A 15909-nucleotide genomic window follows, 5' to 3' on the forward strand; every position below is an offset into this window, starting at 1 on the left:
ATTTTTGTTCAAATTAAACGCATTATGAACGAGGCGAGATCTGCGACGCTTAGTTAACTAAGCAAGCTGGGCGCAACAAAGTTCAGAGTGCGTTTAAATGAACCCTTCGGGCAGCGACAGCGCGCAATTTATTCAGCGTTAGGCGCTGTTGGTGGAGAATAACTACACGGCACATCACCTGCCTTGCCTAAATCACGCGCTGCCTGCTGCAAAAACAATCAGCAAAGATCAACAGCCCCTAGGTACAAATTCGGTAATTTGGTAATCGGCTAATAGGTGGCGCTGAAATGGGTCTTCAGCCAGTATTGTCAGCAATGCAGCACGATTTGGCGCGGTTGCCAAAATGACCCCACCATCGCGTGGTACTTTCCGCCCAGAAGCGAGGAATACACCAGCGGCATAATATTTATCAAGATAAGCAATATGGGCAGGCAGATGACGCTCGATTTCGCTTAAATCACAGCGATAGGTCAACGACACAATAAACATAATCATCCTTGGGTTGTAGGTATTACACAGCGGCGCGACGGCCACTAGGCAGTGGGGTTCTCCGCTGAACCGGCTTCATTCGAGCTTGTTTGACGCAATTGTTGCGTCCACAACTCCGCCAGATCTTTGAGCGGATGCAGCGCCGTAATCACTTGCGCCCCAAGTGCCGTAGTCTGATAACCACTTTCACCACGTTCAATTAGCTGTGCTTGACGTAATTCATTTAAGCGAGCATTGAGTACCGCTGGCGAGATAGTTTCACAGCGCGCTTGTAACTCACGAAAGGTACAGGCGCCGCCAACACAAAGCTGCCAAAGCACGCCCATTGCCCAGCGACGGCCAAGCAAATCAAATAACGCCATCAGAGGCTTGCCCGACTGCGAGCCGCGTACCGGCTGACCGGGCAGAGGAATGTGCACCATAAACAGCTCCGCTATGGATTTAATAGCGTGCAGTATAGCGCTAACGAAAGTCGAATTGCTATGTTTTTAATAGCAATTAAGCGTCATGAACATTTCGCCATCGCGACGGCCCGTTGTGGCACCAAACGTGACAGCGGTTTTTTAGCTTCACTGAAATGGCTCAGCTCTAAACGGCCATCACTGTGTTCAATCACTGCGGTACAGTTTTCCACCCAGTCGCCAGTATTGATATAGAGTTTGCCTTGGAGATTAAGCAGTTCCGGCAGATGAATATGACCACAAACAATGCCATCGACTTGTTCGGCCAACACCCGCGCCAGCGCCGCTTGGCGAAAACGTCCCATGGCGCGTTCTGCTTTGCTAGAGCAACGCTTCAACATGCGCGCCACCGACTGATACGGTAAGCCTAACAAACGGCGGCCGAGATTCCACAGTTGATTCAGCCACAGCACCAGATCATAGGCTTTATCGCCAAACCAGTTTTCTAATTTGCTGGAGCACAACTGGCGATCAAACTCATCGCCATGCAGCAATAGTAATCGTCCGTGATAAGGGCTGTGATAGAGGTACTGCTGGTGGATTTCAATACAGTCAAACAGCCCACCCGCATATTGCCGCATTGGCATATCATGGTTGCCTGGGATATACACCACATGACAACCACTGCGCGCCCGTTGGCATAGCAGCGCTAACACTTTTTGATGGCTTTCTGGCCAATATTGCCGCCGAGTCAGCGCCTGCATATCCACCACATCCCCCACCAAAAACAGATGCTCGGCCTGATGTTTTTCAAGAAATGCAAGTAGATACTCTGCACGGCAATGTGGCTCACCTAAATGCAGATCCGATAGCCAAATCGCTTGATGGTAAGCGGTAGATGTCTGTGTCATTCGGGCTACTCCCTAGGGGCTGCTTATCTTTAGTGTTTCATTTTTGTTCAAGTTAAACGCATTATGAACGAGGCGAGATCTGCGACGCTTAGTCAACTAAGCAAGCTGAGCGCAACAAAGTTCAGAGTGCGTTTAAATGAACCCTTCGGGCAGCGACAGCGCGCAATTTATTCAGCGTTAGGCGCTGTTGGTGGAGAATAACTACACGGCACATCACCTGCCTTGCCTAAATCACGCGCTGCCTGCTGCAAAAACAATCAGCAAAGATAAACAGCCCCTAACGAGCTGTTTACACGGCAATATCATCGTATAAACGGATTTTGGTCAGCGCGGCCACCTCGTCGATATAGGTGCGGATCCGCTCAGGAAACACCAAGCCTTTTACTAATGTCAGATTACGTAAGCCGGGAAACAGCAAAATATCGTCGTAGCTCAATTGGTTATCACGCTCAGATGGCAAAGTTATTGCTGCGAGCAATGGCCAACAATGCCCCAAGCCACCGATATAGGTCGTTGATTTAGCGAAAGCTTCATCAAAAGACATACCGATCATCGCCGACTTGTTTTTGGTATACCAAGCCACCGCTTCTGGTCGTTCAAACTCTGGCAGTTGTACCATTAAGTTACGAGGAAACAGCAGGCGACTCGCATAATAGGATGATTCCTGCTGAAAGTGCTGGATCTGTTCGCTCCATTGCGCCGGCTGCAATTTATGGGTGTCGGTTTGTTTATCGAGATAGGCCACGATATCCAAGCTCTCCCCCATAAAACTGCCATCATCCTTCTCGAGAATCGGCACCATGTTGGCACCAACCATCGCAATACGGGCATCAACATCGTGGTTTTGCAGGTAGACCCAATCCACATTGAGGCCTTTCCAGCCGGTCATCATCATCGCCCGCACGCAATATGGGCAATGGTCAAATATAAACAGCTTCACTGTATACTCCTTGCAGTGGTTTGGCTAAGCCCTACAGCTAAGCATATTTAACCGCTGAATGCACCTGCGGTGTCATTTTTCCCTTAGTATTCAATGCCGCCAAGGGCGTGGATACCACGAAGACTGAGCAACTGGTTATCAGGCAAGCGAATATCAATATCCAGCCCCCCTGACATCACGCGCGAACGGTGTTTACCCACTGGGCGTTGCACACTGACGTCGATTTTAGGGACAAAACGGCCAATGACTTGTTCGGTCGCAGAAATTAACTGCCAATCGCCAGCAATGTCGCTGCTAGCCACCATCTGGCAATATGGCAAGATATGACGAGCACCATCAAGCCACAGTGCGTTACCAGGGAAAGCGGCTGAAAGCCCATCAACCAGCGTCATACCAATACGATGCGCTTGCTGATCAGTATTTAACATCAACCAATGCCAAGGTGTTCGCTCGCGTTGCTCAGTAGCAAAAAAGCTGTATCCGGCGCTCATACGGCTCAACACCTGCGGCTCATGATTGAGCTGCAACTTACCACTTGCCGCGAGGCCATGATGCTGCTGTTGGTAACTCCAACCACCAGCAATAGCACCACAACTCACCACAGGTAGACTGAGTGGATTGGGTTGCAGTGCCACCTCGCCGATTAACTGCAATTTCTGCCGCTGCATATTGAGCATGATCTGCCAATCGCCCTGCGACTTAATAAAATTCATCACGCCGCACTGGCTCTCGCCATGGTAGCCGCTGGGGGATAATTGGTGGGAACGCAGTGCCAACGGATTTGGCATAATACGGCGCGCCTGTTGCCGAACTAAGTCAAACACCAGCACTTGTGAGGCCAGCGTCTGCGAGGATTGTCGTAGCAAGAGTTGATAGTCAGCATGTTGTAACATCACCATCTCAAGTTGGCGATGCGCCGGACTCGTCAATGCACTCAATGATGTAGGTAGCACACGACCTTTACTGTCGGATATTGCCGCTAGCGATGGCACTGCACCATCAAAATAACCGAAGTTTGGCTGCTGATGATTGCGCAGCAGCGTCGAGGGAGCATTACGTGTTACTACGGTACTGTGTTCCATGCCAGATTCACCTGTTGCCACTTTTGACACTCCTCATCACATCAGGTAGTTACTGTAACGCGATCCCTGCGCGGACAAAAGTCAGTTCCATGCCGTAAACGGCAACAAACGGCGATAGAAGGACTGTTGCCCGCCATGAAATCTGTTATGCTGGGGCCAGTTCAAACCCTGATTAGGCTGTATTTATGAGACTGTTTGTTACCCTCGCAACAGTATCCTATCTGCTAATGGGATGCGCCGCCAACTCACCAAAAACGATCGTATTAAGCCCGGATATTCCGCACGTCACAACCCAAACGGCCAACGCCATGACGCCTATCGCGCTGTCGAGCCAAGATCAACGCAGTGCTAATTACATCGCGCGTTATCTTGATGGTGACGAAGTCAGTCGTTATGTCAGCCCTGCTGAAACGCCTAACTTGACGCTAGAGCGGGTGTTTAACCAAGCATTGACTCAGGCGGGTTATCAAATTGACCCTGCCAGTAACCGCGCACTGGCCATTGTGGTCAACCAAGCCGTGACCGATGTTGACGAATCAATGCTCGGCATGGGATATGAAGCAAAGACCAAGCTCGCGGTCACCATCAAGGCTGAGAACGAAAACCGTACCTTTAGCAAAAGCTATTCAGCCACCAGCACCCTTAAAGGGCCAATGTCGGCTGACTTTGCCAGCTTAGAGTTGGACATCAACAAACTGATGACCGAGCTCAGTAGCAGAATTATTAACGACCCTGAACTCAATCAGTTCCTGCAATAATCAGACTAGGAGTAGCCGCCATTTGCTGCGGCTTGAACATCACCATGAGCAAATGGCTTTTCGCCCTCACCATGCTGTTATGCTGCCAAGTGGCGCAAGCAAAGGTAGATATTCAAGAAGATAATCTCTATCCCACCGTGGTGCTGGAAACCAGTATGGGCAAGATTGTGGTCGAACTGGATCGCACTCGGGCGCCGATTACGGTCAACAACTTTCTCACTTACGTAGTTGAGGGCGAATACGACAACACCATTTTTCACCGAGTGATTGCTGACTTTGTCGTGCAAGGTGGCGGCCTTGATCAGGACTATAAAGAGCGCACCGAAGGCAAACCGATAGTTAACGAATCGGGTAACGGTTTATCAAATACCACTGGCACCATTGCCATGGCGCGCGAAAATGATCCACATTCGGCGGTTCGTCAGTTCTATTTCAATGTCGCCGATAACAAAAAGCTCGACCCATCACCCCGCCGTTGGGGCTATGCCGTATTTGGCGAAGTCACCGAAGGCATGGATGTACTGCAAAAGATGTCACAAGTACCCACCGGTGAAAACAAAGAGTTGCGTTGGCAAGATGTGCCACTAACGCCGATTATTTTGAAAAAAGCGACGCTGATTAGGCGTTAGAGGATATTTGTGTCGATGACCACGAACACACTCGTTGTTGTAATAACAATGTTATCGACTATGCAGCTCTCGGACCGGCGCTTGCACATCAGTGCTCAACTTTTTACGCTAACGCCACTGCCACAAAAGATGCCCCATGCCCATGTCCGCTGTTTCTAGCATTAAAAACGCGCTCGGTGTTTATGCCCACAAACGGGTATTGCTGATGCTGCTGTTTGGATTTTCCTCAGGTCTGCCATTAATGCTGGTATTTTCCACACTGTCATTTTGGCTGCGCGAGGCGGGGATTGATCGTGCGGCTATCGGGTATTTCAGCTGGGTCGCACTCACTTATGCGTTCAAATGGGCATGGGCACCCTTGGTTGATAGGCTAAAACTGCCGCTGTTAAGTCGCCTATTTGGCCGCCGTCGCAGTTGGATGCTGGTATCACAAGTGGTGCTGATTGGCGCTATCATCGGTATGGCAAACAGCGACCCAACACAAAATTTGCATCATTTAGTCATCTGCTCCCTGCTAGTGGCATTTGCCTCCGCTACCCAAGACATTGTGATTGATGCCTACCGTATCGAATCAGCCCCCGAAAACATGCAAGCAGCATTAGCGGCTGCCGGACAGGTGGGCTATCGCAGTGCGATGATTATCTCTACCGCTGGCGCGTTGACGGTGGCCGCGTGGGTATCGCCTACGCCAGAGGCATATGATCTGCGCAGTTGGCAAATTGCCTATCACATCATGGCGGGGTTGATGGGCATTGGCCTTGTCACCACCCTATTTGCCAAAGAGCCACAAATTGATAACCGTAGCCTGACTGAAGCCGAAAAAGCCCTACGAGTGCAACTCTCTAGCCGTATGCCAAGCCTGCCAGCCGCATTTTGCGCATGGGTATACTCTGCCGTCGCGATGCCATTTATCGACTTCTTCCGCCGTTTCGGCAAACACGCCATCATCATTCTGCTGCTGATTTCGTGCTACCGCATCTCTGATATCGTCATGGGGATTATGGCGAACGTGTTCTACGTGGATATGGGCTTTTCTAAAGAGGAGATTGCCACACTTAGCAAGGTCTTTGGTTTAATAATGACCTTGGTGGGCTCCGGCGCGGGCGGCATTATGATCAGCCGTTACGGCACGATGAAGATTCTGTACTTAGGCGCATTTTTAGTGGCGACAACTAACCTACTGTTTGCGCTGCAAGCCTATGTTGGTTACAACGTGCCACTATTAACCTTAGCAATTTCCATCGATAACTTCAGTGGCGGTGTGGCCACTGCGGCATTTATTGCTTATCTATCGAGCCTCACCAGCACAGGCTACAGCGCCACACAATACGCATTGCTGTCGTCAATCATGTTGCTGTTTCCCAAGTTTGTGGCAGGTTTTTCCGGTGAATGGGTTAACGCTTATGGTTACGTTAACTTTTTCATTGGCGCCAGTATCATTGGGTTACCGGTATTGCTGTTAGTCAAACTGGCTCATCGTCAATCGGTTGAGCATACGCCCGCATCATCGACAGAGTCGGAGCCAGAGCAACAATAGCGGCTAGCAATACAGCCGCGTTGAACAGCTTAGTTAATCGCGGAAGTTATTAAACTGAAACGCTTGCTCCAGCTCAGCATTACGTACCAATGCCATCACCGCCTGCAGATCGTCACGCTTCTTGCCCGTCACCCGCAGTGAGTCACCTTGGATTTGGGTCTGCACTTTAATCTTGCTGTCTTTGATCATCTTCACCAGCTTCTTGGCCGTATCAGATTCAATCCCCTGCTTAAAACGTACTTTTTGCGCAAAGGTTTTACCTGTGTGTACAATTTTGTCGTCCAGCGCCATCGCTTTAGCATCAACGTTACGTTTACTGAGTTGTCCGCGCAGAATGTCGACCATCTGTTTACACTGAAAATCAGACTCAGACGCCAGTGTCACCACCATATCGCTGTATTCCACCGAGAACTCTTTACCGCGAAAATCAAAGCGCGTATCCAGTTCACGCTTGCTGTTGTCAACCGCATTACGCAGTTCAACCGCATCTACTTCCGACACAATATCAAATGAAGGCATAATTTTTTCTTCTAAATTCAGTAAGTCTTGGCGTTGATTTTATCGCAACTTGACACAGAGCTGAACCAAGATTGGTTTAGCTGATGACAGCTTTCTTTGGTTTGCATATTATGGCTATTCAACCAATAACCAGTGATATTGCCTTGATAAAACAGCCACTGTTGTTCAAATTCGCTTTAGTATTAGGCCTGATTGTGGTGAGCTACTTTGTATTTTCTCGACCACAATACCCACAGAATATTCCAGGAATGGATAAAGTAGGACATGTCGGTAGTTTCTTTATGTTGTCATGGCTGGCCTATTTAGCCTTTATGCCACGCTGGTACTGGTTAGTGTTTAACGCCGCTCTCTATGGCGCACTAATCGAGATTATCCAGCTGCAGCTGCCGTACCGCAGTGGCGATATACAAGATTTTATTGCCGACATGTGTGGTGTATTGTTGTTCTATGTACTGCTAGTGCTTTGCCGCTTAGTGCACCGCCAATGGAAAAGGAAGAACCGATGACGATAGCCATATTAGGAGCTGGCGCGATTGGACAGTTAATCGCCCATCAGTTAGCCAATGCCAACGTAGCCCCGCTATTACTAGTAAAACCGGATCAGGCGACATCGTCAAACAACCAAGCAACACCTTTTGTTATCGAACAACCAGAACTGCAGCAACGCCAACAGCATCAGTTTGATGTGATCAATACTGGTGATTATCTCACCGCCACCATACTGCCAGATATTGAATTACTGATAGTCACATTAAAAGCCTATCAGGTTGTGCCTGCCGTCAGCGCCCTGCTGCCAAAATTAAGTGCTCAGTGCCATATTTTGCTGCTGCACAACGGCATTGGCAGCCATTTAGAGCTAGAACCTCATTTAGATGGTTTGGGTTTATCACTCGGCACAACCAGCCAAGGCGCACTGCGACTGGGGCCACGCTTAATCCGCCATACGGGGGAAGGCATGAGCCAATTTGGCCATTACTGCGGCCCAGAGTTATCGAGTGAACTCCGTCAATTGCTGCTGAAAGCGATTCCCAACAGCAGTTGGGTTGAGAAAATCATGCCGGCGTTATGGCAGAAACTGGCGGTTAATGCGGTCATCAATCCGCTAACTGCACTGAATAATATTCCCAATGGTGCCCTCACCGCGGCACGGTATCAACCGCAAATTGATGCGATTCTGCAAGAGTTGCAGCAAGTTGCATGGTTGGAAAACATTCATTTAGATAGCGATAAATTGGCGTCAACGGTCAGGCAAGTCATGGTGCTCACCGCCGAGAACTTTTCCTCAATGCATCAAGATGTGCTGCACAAACGCCGCACTGAAATCGACTATATCAACGGCTATCTTGTCAAACGGGCCGCGGCCCACAAACTGGCGTTGCCGGTCAACCAACAACTTGTCAGTCAAATTAACCGCTTATCCCCAGCAGCCGCTTAAACTTACCCGATAACGTTAATCACCTCAGTGGATGGTCTGCATCCACTGACCGCTCGCCCAAGCGATAAAATTTGCCCACGCATAACCAAACACCGCAATGAGTACCGCTAGCGGCATCAGTGCCTTGTTGTAAGCGCTCGCCACCACTGGGGCTGAAGCTGCCCCACCGAGATTGCATTGGCTCGCGATAGCAAGATAACTAAACGGCAAACGCAGGCAACGCGTGGCCACCACCAGAATAACGATATGGATCAGCAGCCATATCGCGCCGATGACAAAAAACCATGGCAGCGACAACAGCATGCGAATATCCATCTTTAATCCCATAATCGCCAGCATCAGATAGAGGCAGACAGCGCCCAGTTTGTCGGCGCCGTAAATCGCCAACCGGCGAGCGGGACTCAGCGATAACATGACACTGCCAGTGGTGATGAGAATCATCTTCCACATAAATGGCGAGTCAAATTGATATGCTTTGGCGGCTGGAAATAGTTGGCTAAACCAGATGGCGATCTCTGTTGCTAATGCGTTGCCAAGACCTGTCAGCATTAACGGAATCGAAATCAGTAGCATCAATTTAGGCAAATCAGCCATGGCTTGTGGTTGTTGCTCCGGCGCGGCAACTGACATCAGCGCCTCGCGACACCCTAGCCATTGATTCAAGCGCTGCTGATGCGGTGCTAATGCCAGCAACAGCGCCATCCAAATGCCCGAAATCAGCACATTCACCGTCACAAATACCGCAAAAATACTGTCGCCAACATGATATAACTGTTTCACGGCAAGCTGATTCGCCGTGCCCCCGACCCAGTTACCCGCCAAGGTAGTCATACCACGCCACAAGCTGTTTTCACCGCTGTCTAGCAGTAGCTCCGGCTTAAACATCGCCACCAACTTTAACGCGAATGGCCCACCGACAAATATGCCCGCACTACCGATAAAAAATAGCAGCAACAACTTACCGCCACGGCTAAAGATGGTGCGCACATCCAAACCTAACAACAGTAAACAAAGGCAACTGGGCATCAAGTACTGCCCCACCAGTTCAGGGAGTTGTGAATGTGGTACGGCAATAACACCAAAAGTATTCAGCAACGAAGGCAGAAAATAGCAGGCCACCATGACAGGCATGATTTTGTAGAACCATTGACAGTAACGGTGTTGCAAGCCATTGGTGTAAAAGATCAGCCCGAGCACAATACAGATTGCGCCAAACAACTGAAAATCGGTGGTTAACATTAGGACTTGAGCAACTGATTGAGCTGACTAATGGCAAATTCGTGGAAGTTGCAACACACGGGGGATAACTCCTCGTCCGCGCGACGGATCATCCAGTAATTGCGCTCGAAGCCCCAATCTTCCAGTTTGAGTTCCACCAAATCGCCCCGTTCCAACTCGTCATCGATCGACATATAAGGTAAAACGCTGACGCCATATCCTGTGGCCGTGGCACGTTTAATCGCACCAAGCGTACTCATGGTGATATCTTGCACCGGCGTGATGCCACTTGAATGCAGTAATTGAATGGCTCTCACTCTGGAAATCGTGGTGGATTCATCAAAATACCACACCTGATGCGACAGTAATTCGGCCGTCATTGGCATCGTCGCTAGCGGGTTTTTCGCCCCACAAACAATGCAGATTCGATCTCGCAACCATGGTTCGGACTGCACCGAAGCTAAACTAGGTTTGGCGTCAACAAACGCCAAATCAAGCTCTCGCTCCACCAACATGCGCTCAATACTGTTGGAATCTTTGATCACTAATTTCAGTTGCGTGGAGTCATAATGGCGGTGAAACGCGGGCAATATGCGTGATAGCGCATAGTTTCCTGCCGTTTTACAGGCACCGATCGTCAAAGCGCCACTCACACCAGTAGCGGATGCGGCAAACAACTGCTCAAGCTGCGAGCCTGCAGCAAGCATTTCATTGGCATAAGGCAGCAATAGCTCACCTTGACCATTGAGTACCAGCCCGTAGCCAGTCCGCTCGAACAAACGACATTGAAGCACATTTTCCAGTTCTTTCAATGCCATACTTGCAGCAGGAACCGACATGTATAACTGTTTTGCTGCTTTGGAGATCTGCCCCTCTTGATAAATGGTTCTAAATACCAACAACTGTTTGAGGGTGACTTTCATAATCTTATTCCACCACTGACGATGGCTAGGATAATACCAACCAGCTGATCGACATACTTGGAGCAAAATGGAGAATAGCGGCCTAGATCATGACCGCTATCTAAATAGTGTGAGGTGGGTGTCTAAAACAGATATTTCAGGTGCACAGACAGCTGAGTATCATCAAACTCTTGATAGCCTGATGCATCGGTAACATCACCGTCTAAATAGCTCACAATTACCCCGGCAGTGGTCGACTTGGACAATTTGACATCAACGCCAGCAGAAACCATGTAGCTATCAGTATCGGTGACGGACGCAAGACTAGCGACTTTCTTAACCACTTTGCCTAAGCCACTGTTATCACGCGCATACTGGAGTTTGGCGGTGTAATCGCCAAATGGCATCGCGGCGCTGAACAGATAGCTGTTGCCGCTAAGATTATCGTACTTATCTGATGAAGCATGCTGAACCAACATCCCCCAATTAACGCCAGCCAATTTAGCAACCACCACAGCACGATACGCATCAAGCTGGTTTAGGCCATCGGCATAAGCGATTGCTGCGTAGTAAGGCGTTTTCTGCAACGCCTTATCACCAAGCATTGCACTTAACGCATAATCGCCAGAGCTGTCAGCAGCACTGTCGGCAAATTGATAAGTTGCCCCAAACTGAACACCTGCTATTTTGGGCGAATAATAGGTCGCCGTATCACCAATACGCGCATTCCCATCAATTAATGCCGCCATGTCCGAAGAGGTAATATTAAACAAATCCACCTTACCTTCGGTCTTTTTAAATACGGTATCATTTCGACCAAACATAAATGTACCGAAACCGCCTTCAACTCCTAAATAAGTGTTACGTGGTTTAAATAATTCAGACGAGTTATAAAAACCACCTTCATTACCTACTTCCATCACATAAATGATATTAACTTTATCAGTTAATGCTTCTTTACCTTTAATGCCTAAAAAAGACGCATAGTTTTCTAACACCGTGCCATCGGTGCTGCGAGCAGAAATCAAGCCATTGTCGGAGTAACTGGTTGCCAACCACATGCGTCCATAGAAATCAGGACTTGCTGCAAAGCTTGATGTTACAGGCAATAACGCTGCACACACGCCGAGCGCAATCATTGTGTTTTTCATAAGAAGGATAATCCCTAGATAGTTATATTTTTCGAGCGGAATATTAAAAATATAAACAGGGAATAAACCTTAACAGAATCACACTTAAATATTTAACCATCCAATTTAAGTAAAACAAAAACCACATTAAGAAAAACATAAACATCGATTTAAATAAAACTTAACACCAATTAGTTTTTTAAATAGAGAAAAATAATTAAAACCAATATCAAAAAACAATTTTAAAAAACAAGGAAAAATATGGCCGTTATTAACAATAATCCTAAAAAGGGAGCATTATGAAATTCGCTTTATTGAGTGGGCTTGTGATCGCATGTCTTGCCAGCATTGGCAACGTTAGCGCTGCCAACGACCTTGCGTCATTCCACAGTAAAAATCAGGGTGGCTGCACCGCCTGCCACATCACGCCGGGGAAAGTGAGCGATGACAGTGAAACCCATATTAATCAGCAATGTAAAAGCTGCCACGGCGGCTATGAAGAATTAAAAGACGCCAAGCTTGAGATTGATCCGCACAACTCTCACCTTGGCGACATCAACTGTACTAGTTGCCATAAAGGTCACGAACAATCAAAAGTGTACTGCAACGAATGCCACTCGTTTGACCTAAAAATCCCATTTAATGATGCGAAGAAAAAAGCCGCTTGGGATGCTAAATGGGATCAAGAAAAAATTCAGCAAGCCATTGCCAAAGGTCCAGTAGAAACTACCGAAGTGGTGGTCGTCGGTGCGGGCAGCGCAGGCTACAACGCCGCCATTGCTGCAAAACAAGCGGGTGCCAAAGTCATCCTATTTGAAAAGGCACCGTTCAGCGGTGGTAACTCCATGCTAGCCGCAGGCGGCATGAATGCCGTGGGCACGCCACAGCAAAAAGCCCATCATGTTGAAGATAAAGTGGAATGGTTCGTGGAAGACACCATGAAAGGTGGCCGTTACGCCAACGATCCTAAACTGGTTGATATCCTCGCTCAGCGCTCCGCAGAAGGAGTGAAATGGTTAGAATCTTTGGGCGTCAATATGGACGATCTCAAACGTTCTGGTGGTGCACGCGTCGACCGTACTCATCGCCCTGCCGATGGCCGCAGTGCTGGCCCCACTATCATTCAAACACTGCGCAAAGCCGCAGCAAAATTTGACGTAGAAACACGATTAAATTCCCGTGTTGAAAAACTGGTGCTGAACGATGACCGCCAAATTGTTGGGGTGGTGGTACACGCTAAATACAGTGGCTACTACATGGTTGCCGCTAAATCCGTGGTGTTGACCACCGGCGGTTACGGCTACAACAAGGAGATGATTGCGTACTATCGTCCCACCTTTAAAGACATGACCAGCTCAAACAACATCACCGCTACCGGTGACGGCATCACACTCGCCAAAGAGATTGGTGCCAGCATGACCGATATCGACTGGATCCAAGCGCACCCAACCGTCGGTGTGGACAGCCGCATTTTGATCTCAGAAACCGTCCGTGGTGTTGGTGCCATTATGGTCAACGCCAAAGGCCAACGCTTTATTAGTGAGTTAACCACCCGTGACCGTGCATCAGATGCCATCCTAAAACAACCGGGGAAATTTGCTTGGTTAGTGTTTGATAATCAGTTGTATAAAAAGGCAAAAATGGTACGTGGCTATGACCATCTTGGCATGCTGAAAAAAGCCGACACTATTGACGGTCTAGCCAAGTTGACCGACATGGATACGCAGCTATTACAAGGCACAGTGACAAACTACAACCAATATCAACAAAGCGGTGATGATAAAGCCTTCCACCGCGAAGATATGCCACTCAACCTCACCCAACCACCTTACTACGCCGTAAAAGTAGCACCGGGAATTCACCACACCATGGGCGGTGTCGCTATCGATACCAAAGCGGAAGTTCTCGACCTACAAAGCTGGCCTATCAAAGGCTTGTTCGCTGCGGGTGAAGTGACTGGCGGTGTGCATGGCTACAACCGCCTAGGTGGTAACGCCATCGCCGACACTGTGGTATTTGGCAAAATTGCCGGTGAAAGCGCGGCCGCTAATGCCCTACAGAAATAGCCTAAAAACTCGGTAATGACCCATTGACGCGGCTGGCGCTTGCGAGCCGCGTCTATTCAGTGAAGGAATACATGATGAAAAAGCTACTTTATCGTTTAGGAGTTGCGTCGCTGACAGCGATGCTCTGTCTGGGGAGTTATGCCGCGGAAGCCGCAGTAAAACTCAAAGTGATTACCTCTGGCGGATTCGCGGGCACGCTAACAGCAATGGAGCCTCAGCTTGAAAAAGACACTGGACTCGATATTGAGATCTCCTACGGTTCCTCTTCAGGTGGTGCTGTGGATTCCATTCCAGAGCGACTGAAGCGCGGCGAACAGTTTGACGTACTGATCCTGTCTCGCAGCTCGCTGGATAAACTCACCAATAAAGGTTTTGTTCAGCCTGACTCACGCAAAGATTTAGTGCGTTCTCGTATCGGTATGTGTGTAAAACAAGGCGCACCAAAACCCGATATCAGCACCCCTGAAGCTTTTATCCAATTGCTGCACGATGCTGAATCTATCGGTTACTCAGCAAGTGCTAGCGGCACCTATTTGTCCACCCTGTTGTGGCCAAAAATGGGACTATGGGAAATGATAAAACCTAAGAGTACTCGCGTGCTCAGTAAACGCGTGGCAAGTTTGGTCGCAGATGGAGAATTGCAAATAGGCTTTCAACAAATCAGTGAGATTTTACCCATCAAAGGTATTGAATTTGTTGGCCCGATTCCAGACAAGTTCCAAAAAGTCACCACATTTTCTGGCGGTATCACCAGAACAACGACTCATGCAGACGAGTCTGCGGCATTGATCCGCTACCTGTCATCGACTCAGGCTCATGTTATCAACAGCATCAAAACAGCAGGGCTGGACCCAGTGGCTGCCGAATAATCATTCACCGCGTCCTTAACCACTGGCGCGTGAGTCGAGCTAGCTCCACAGCACCAAAATAGCGGCCAAAGCGATCAGCAGAAGGCCGCTCATATCTTTCACCTGCACCGGTTGTTTGAGCCAAAAAAAAGAAATCAGCATCATAAAGAACACTTCTACCTGCCCCAGCGTCTTCACATAAGGTACCGCCGTCAGCGACATGGCGCTGAACCAGCCAAAGGAGCCAAGGAAACTACTGACACTGGTAGCAAGGGTCAACTTAGGCCGCTGCCATAATGCTTGAAGTGTGCCCTTGTCTTTGCACCATAACCACAGCAGCAACAATAGCGTTTGCGTACTAATCACTAGCGCTAACACCCATGCGGCGCGATGGGGAAATGGCAATTGCAGATTGAGACTTGCTTCGCGCACCCACAGCGAAGTCAGGGCAAAGCTGGCACCGCTACCTAGCCCAATAATAATGGTTTTGTAAGATAAGCTTTTGAACTGACTGCCCGCGCTAAGCAGAAACACCGCTATCGTGCCGAGCAACACGCCAAGCCAACCTAGCCAACTAAGTGCTGTGCCAAAAAACAATACGCCGAGGATGGCGGCCACTAATGCTTCGCTTTTTGCCAGCCCAGCACCAACGGCAAAGTTTTTCAGTTTAAACAACTGCACCATCAATGCGGTAGCGATGATCTGCATCACCGCGGCGCCGATGATAAATAGTCCGCCTTTGCCCCACAGCTGAGGTAAATCGGTGGGCTGCCATAGGTACAAACTACCAAGATATAGCCATGCCAATGGCCCCGCGTAGAGGAAGCGCGCTAAGGTTACCCCGGCAGTTTTTACATCCCGACTTAATTGGCTTTGAAAGGCATTACGCCACGCTTGCATAAACGCGGCAAACAGGGTCAATACAATCCACATTACACGGCATCCATCTCTACTGCCATCCCATGGGGGAGCGAGCGATAAACGACAACGCCCGGCAAAAAGCCGAGCGTTGCTGAGCATAACACAAGCGCCTGAAGGCGCAGG

General features: G+C 49.0%; 17 protein-coding genes. 7 read left to right on the plus strand and 10 right to left on the minus strand.

Annotated features, from left to right (window positions below; genetic code table 11):
* Positions 1-228: 228 nt before the first annotated feature.
* The 5 genes from ACN0TT_RS01380 to ACN0TT_RS01400 form a co-directional block, all read right to left on the minus strand.
* Positions 229-489 carry a YciI family protein gene (locus tag ACN0TT_RS01380; RefSeq protein ID WP_417760357.1) on the minus strand — a complete coding sequence of 87 codons (261 nt, stop codon included), beginning with the start codon at positions 487-489 and terminating at the stop codon, positions 229-231.
* A 44-nt stretch (positions 490-533) separates the two neighbouring features.
* Positions 534-911 (minus strand): winged helix-turn-helix transcriptional regulator, encoded by a 378-nt coding sequence (locus ACN0TT_RS01385; protein ID WP_417760358.1) that lies wholly within the window; start codon positions 909-911, stop codon positions 534-536.
* An 83-nt stretch (positions 912-994) separates the two neighbouring features.
* On the minus strand, positions 995-1801 hold the full coding sequence (locus tag ACN0TT_RS01390) for a UDP-2,3-diacylglucosamine diphosphatase (protein ID WP_417760359.1): 807 nt from the start codon (positions 1799-1801) through the stop codon (positions 995-997).
* A 289-nt stretch (positions 1802-2090) separates the two neighbouring features.
* Positions 2091-2741 (minus strand): glutaredoxin 2, encoded by a 651-nt coding sequence (gene grxB / locus ACN0TT_RS01395; RefSeq protein ID WP_417760360.1) that lies wholly within the window; start codon positions 2739-2741, stop codon positions 2091-2093.
* An 83-nt stretch (positions 2742-2824) separates the two neighbouring features.
* A complete protein-coding gene (locus tag ACN0TT_RS01400) occupies positions 2825-3844 on the minus strand; it encodes a DUF2804 domain-containing protein (RefSeq protein WP_417760361.1) in 1020 nt (339 codons plus the stop codon).
* A 164-nt stretch (positions 3845-4008) separates the two neighbouring features.
* On the opposite strand from ACN0TT_RS01400, the gene ACN0TT_RS01405 reads away from it, so the two are divergent.
* The 3 genes from ACN0TT_RS01405 to ACN0TT_RS01415 all read left to right on the plus strand — a co-directional run bounded on the left by ACN0TT_RS01405 (position 4009) and on the right by ACN0TT_RS01415 (position 6747).
* Positions 4009-4581, plus strand: coding sequence for a YajG family lipoprotein (locus tag ACN0TT_RS01405; protein ID WP_417760362.1), 573 nt, complete (start codon positions 4009-4011; stop codon positions 4579-4581).
* Positions 4582-4625: 44 nt separating this feature from the next.
* Positions 4626-5210, plus strand: coding sequence for a peptidylprolyl isomerase (locus ACN0TT_RS01410; RefSeq protein WP_417760363.1), 585 nt, complete (start codon positions 4626-4628; stop codon positions 5208-5210).
* 142 nt (positions 5211-5352) lie between these two features.
* A complete protein-coding gene (locus ACN0TT_RS01415; protein ID WP_417760364.1) occupies positions 5353-6747 on the plus strand; it encodes an AmpG family muropeptide MFS transporter in 1395 nt (464 codons plus the stop codon).
* 33 nt (positions 6748-6780) lie between these two features.
* Here the strand turns inward: ACN0TT_RS01415 and ACN0TT_RS01420 are convergent, their stop codons facing one another.
* Positions 6781-7266 carry a YajQ family cyclic di-GMP-binding protein gene (locus ACN0TT_RS01420; protein WP_417760365.1) on the minus strand — a complete coding sequence of 162 codons (486 nt, stop codon included), beginning with the start codon at positions 7264-7266 and terminating at the stop codon, positions 6781-6783.
* Positions 7267-7409: 143 nt separating this feature from the next.
* Between ACN0TT_RS01420 and ACN0TT_RS01425 the strand changes: the two genes are divergently transcribed.
* Positions 7410-7772: a VanZ family protein gene (locus ACN0TT_RS01425; protein WP_417760554.1), complete on the plus strand. Its 363-nt coding sequence runs from the start codon at positions 7410-7412 to the stop codon at positions 7770-7772.
* Positions 7769-8701, plus strand: a complete 933-nt coding sequence (locus ACN0TT_RS01430) for a ketopantoate reductase family protein (RefSeq protein WP_417760366.1) — start codon at positions 7769-7771, stop codon at positions 8699-8701. The genes ACN0TT_RS01425 and ACN0TT_RS01430 overlap by 4 nt, the downstream gene beginning before the upstream one ends.
* Before the next feature lie 24 nt (positions 8702-8725).
* On the opposite strand, the gene ACN0TT_RS01435 is transcribed toward ACN0TT_RS01430, so the two are convergent.
* The 3 genes from ACN0TT_RS01435 to ACN0TT_RS01445 all read right to left on the minus strand — a co-directional run bounded on the left by ACN0TT_RS01435 (position 8726) and on the right by ACN0TT_RS01445 (position 11972).
* On the minus strand, positions 8726-9940 hold the full coding sequence (locus ACN0TT_RS01435; protein WP_417760367.1) for a DUF819 domain-containing protein: 1215 nt from the start codon (positions 9938-9940) through the stop codon (positions 8726-8728).
* Entirely contained in the window at positions 9940-10842 is a 903-nt protein-coding gene (locus ACN0TT_RS01440) for a LysR family transcriptional regulator (protein ID WP_417760368.1), read from the minus strand. The genes ACN0TT_RS01435 and ACN0TT_RS01440 overlap by 1 nt, the downstream gene beginning before the upstream one ends.
* A 122-nt stretch (positions 10843-10964) precedes the next feature.
* Complete coding sequence (locus ACN0TT_RS01445; RefSeq protein WP_417760369.1) at positions 10965-11972, minus strand: porin; 1008 nt, start codon at positions 11970-11972, stop codon at positions 10965-10967.
* A 278-nt stretch (positions 11973-12250) separates the two neighbouring features.
* Between ACN0TT_RS01445 and ACN0TT_RS01450 the strand changes: the two genes are divergently transcribed.
* Both ACN0TT_RS01450 and ACN0TT_RS01455 read left to right on the plus strand, forming a co-directional pair.
* Complete coding sequence (locus tag ACN0TT_RS01450) at positions 12251-14017, plus strand: flavocytochrome c (protein WP_417760370.1); 1767 nt, start codon at positions 12251-12253, stop codon at positions 14015-14017.
* 74 nt (positions 14018-14091) lie between these two features.
* Entirely contained in the window at positions 14092-14886 is a 795-nt protein-coding gene (locus ACN0TT_RS01455) for a molybdate ABC transporter substrate-binding protein (protein WP_417760371.1), read from the plus strand.
* Between the two features lie 39 nt (positions 14887-14925).
* Here ACN0TT_RS01455 and ACN0TT_RS01460 read toward each other — a convergent pair whose 3' ends face one another.
* Entirely contained in the window at positions 14926-15798 is an 873-nt protein-coding gene (locus ACN0TT_RS01460) for an EamA family transporter (RefSeq protein ID WP_417760372.1), read from the minus strand.
* Positions 15799-15909 lie beyond the last annotated feature (111 nt).

This window comes from Shewanella sp. (assembly GCF_048265805.1).
Classification (GTDB): Bacteria; Pseudomonadota; Gammaproteobacteria; order Enterobacterales; family Shewanellaceae; genus Shewanella.

Coding starts and splice junctions, on each gene's coding strand:
- ACN0TT_RS01390 (WP_417760359.1), bottom strand. CDS start 1,801: ATGACACAGACATCTACCGCTTACCATCAAGCGATTTGGCTATCGGAT.
- ACN0TT_RS01460 (WP_417760372.1), bottom strand. CDS start 15,798: ATGTGGATTGTATTGACCCTGTTTGCCGCGTTTATGCAAGCGTGGCGT.
- ACN0TT_RS01420 (WP_417760365.1), bottom strand. CDS start 7,266: ATGCCTTCATTTGATATTGTGTCGGAAGTAGATGCGGTTGAACTGCGT.
- ACN0TT_RS01445 (WP_417760369.1), bottom strand. CDS start 11,972: ATGAAAAACACAATGATTGCGCTCGGCGTGTGTGCAGCGTTATTGCCT.
- ACN0TT_RS01430 (WP_417760366.1), top strand. CDS start 7,769: ATGACGATAGCCATATTAGGAGCTGGCGCGATTGGACAGTTAATCGCC.
- ACN0TT_RS01380 (WP_417760357.1), bottom strand. CDS start 489: ATGTTTATTGTGTCGTTGACCTATCGCTGTGATTTAAGCGAAATCGAG.
- ACN0TT_RS01415 (WP_417760364.1), top strand. CDS start 5,353: ATGTCCGCTGTTTCTAGCATTAAAAACGCGCTCGGTGTTTATGCCCAC.
- ACN0TT_RS01410 (WP_417760363.1), top strand. CDS start 4,626: ATGAGCAAATGGCTTTTCGCCCTCACCATGCTGTTATGCTGCCAAGTG.
- ACN0TT_RS01385 (WP_417760358.1), bottom strand. CDS start 911: ATGGTGCACATTCCTCTGCCCGGTCAGCCGGTACGCGGCTCGCAGTCG.
- ACN0TT_RS01440 (WP_417760368.1), bottom strand. CDS start 10,842: ATGAAAGTCACCCTCAAACAGTTGTTGGTATTTAGAACCATTTATCAA.
- ACN0TT_RS01405 (WP_417760362.1), top strand. CDS start 4,009: ATGAGACTGTTTGTTACCCTCGCAACAGTATCCTATCTGCTAATGGGA.
- ACN0TT_RS01435 (WP_417760367.1), bottom strand. CDS start 9,940: ATGTTAACCACCGATTTTCAGTTGTTTGGCGCAATCTGTATTGTGCTC.
- ACN0TT_RS01455 (WP_417760371.1), top strand. CDS start 14,092: ATGAAAAAGCTACTTTATCGTTTAGGAGTTGCGTCGCTGACAGCGATG.
- ACN0TT_RS01450 (WP_417760370.1), top strand. CDS start 12,251: ATGAAATTCGCTTTATTGAGTGGGCTTGTGATCGCATGTCTTGCCAGC.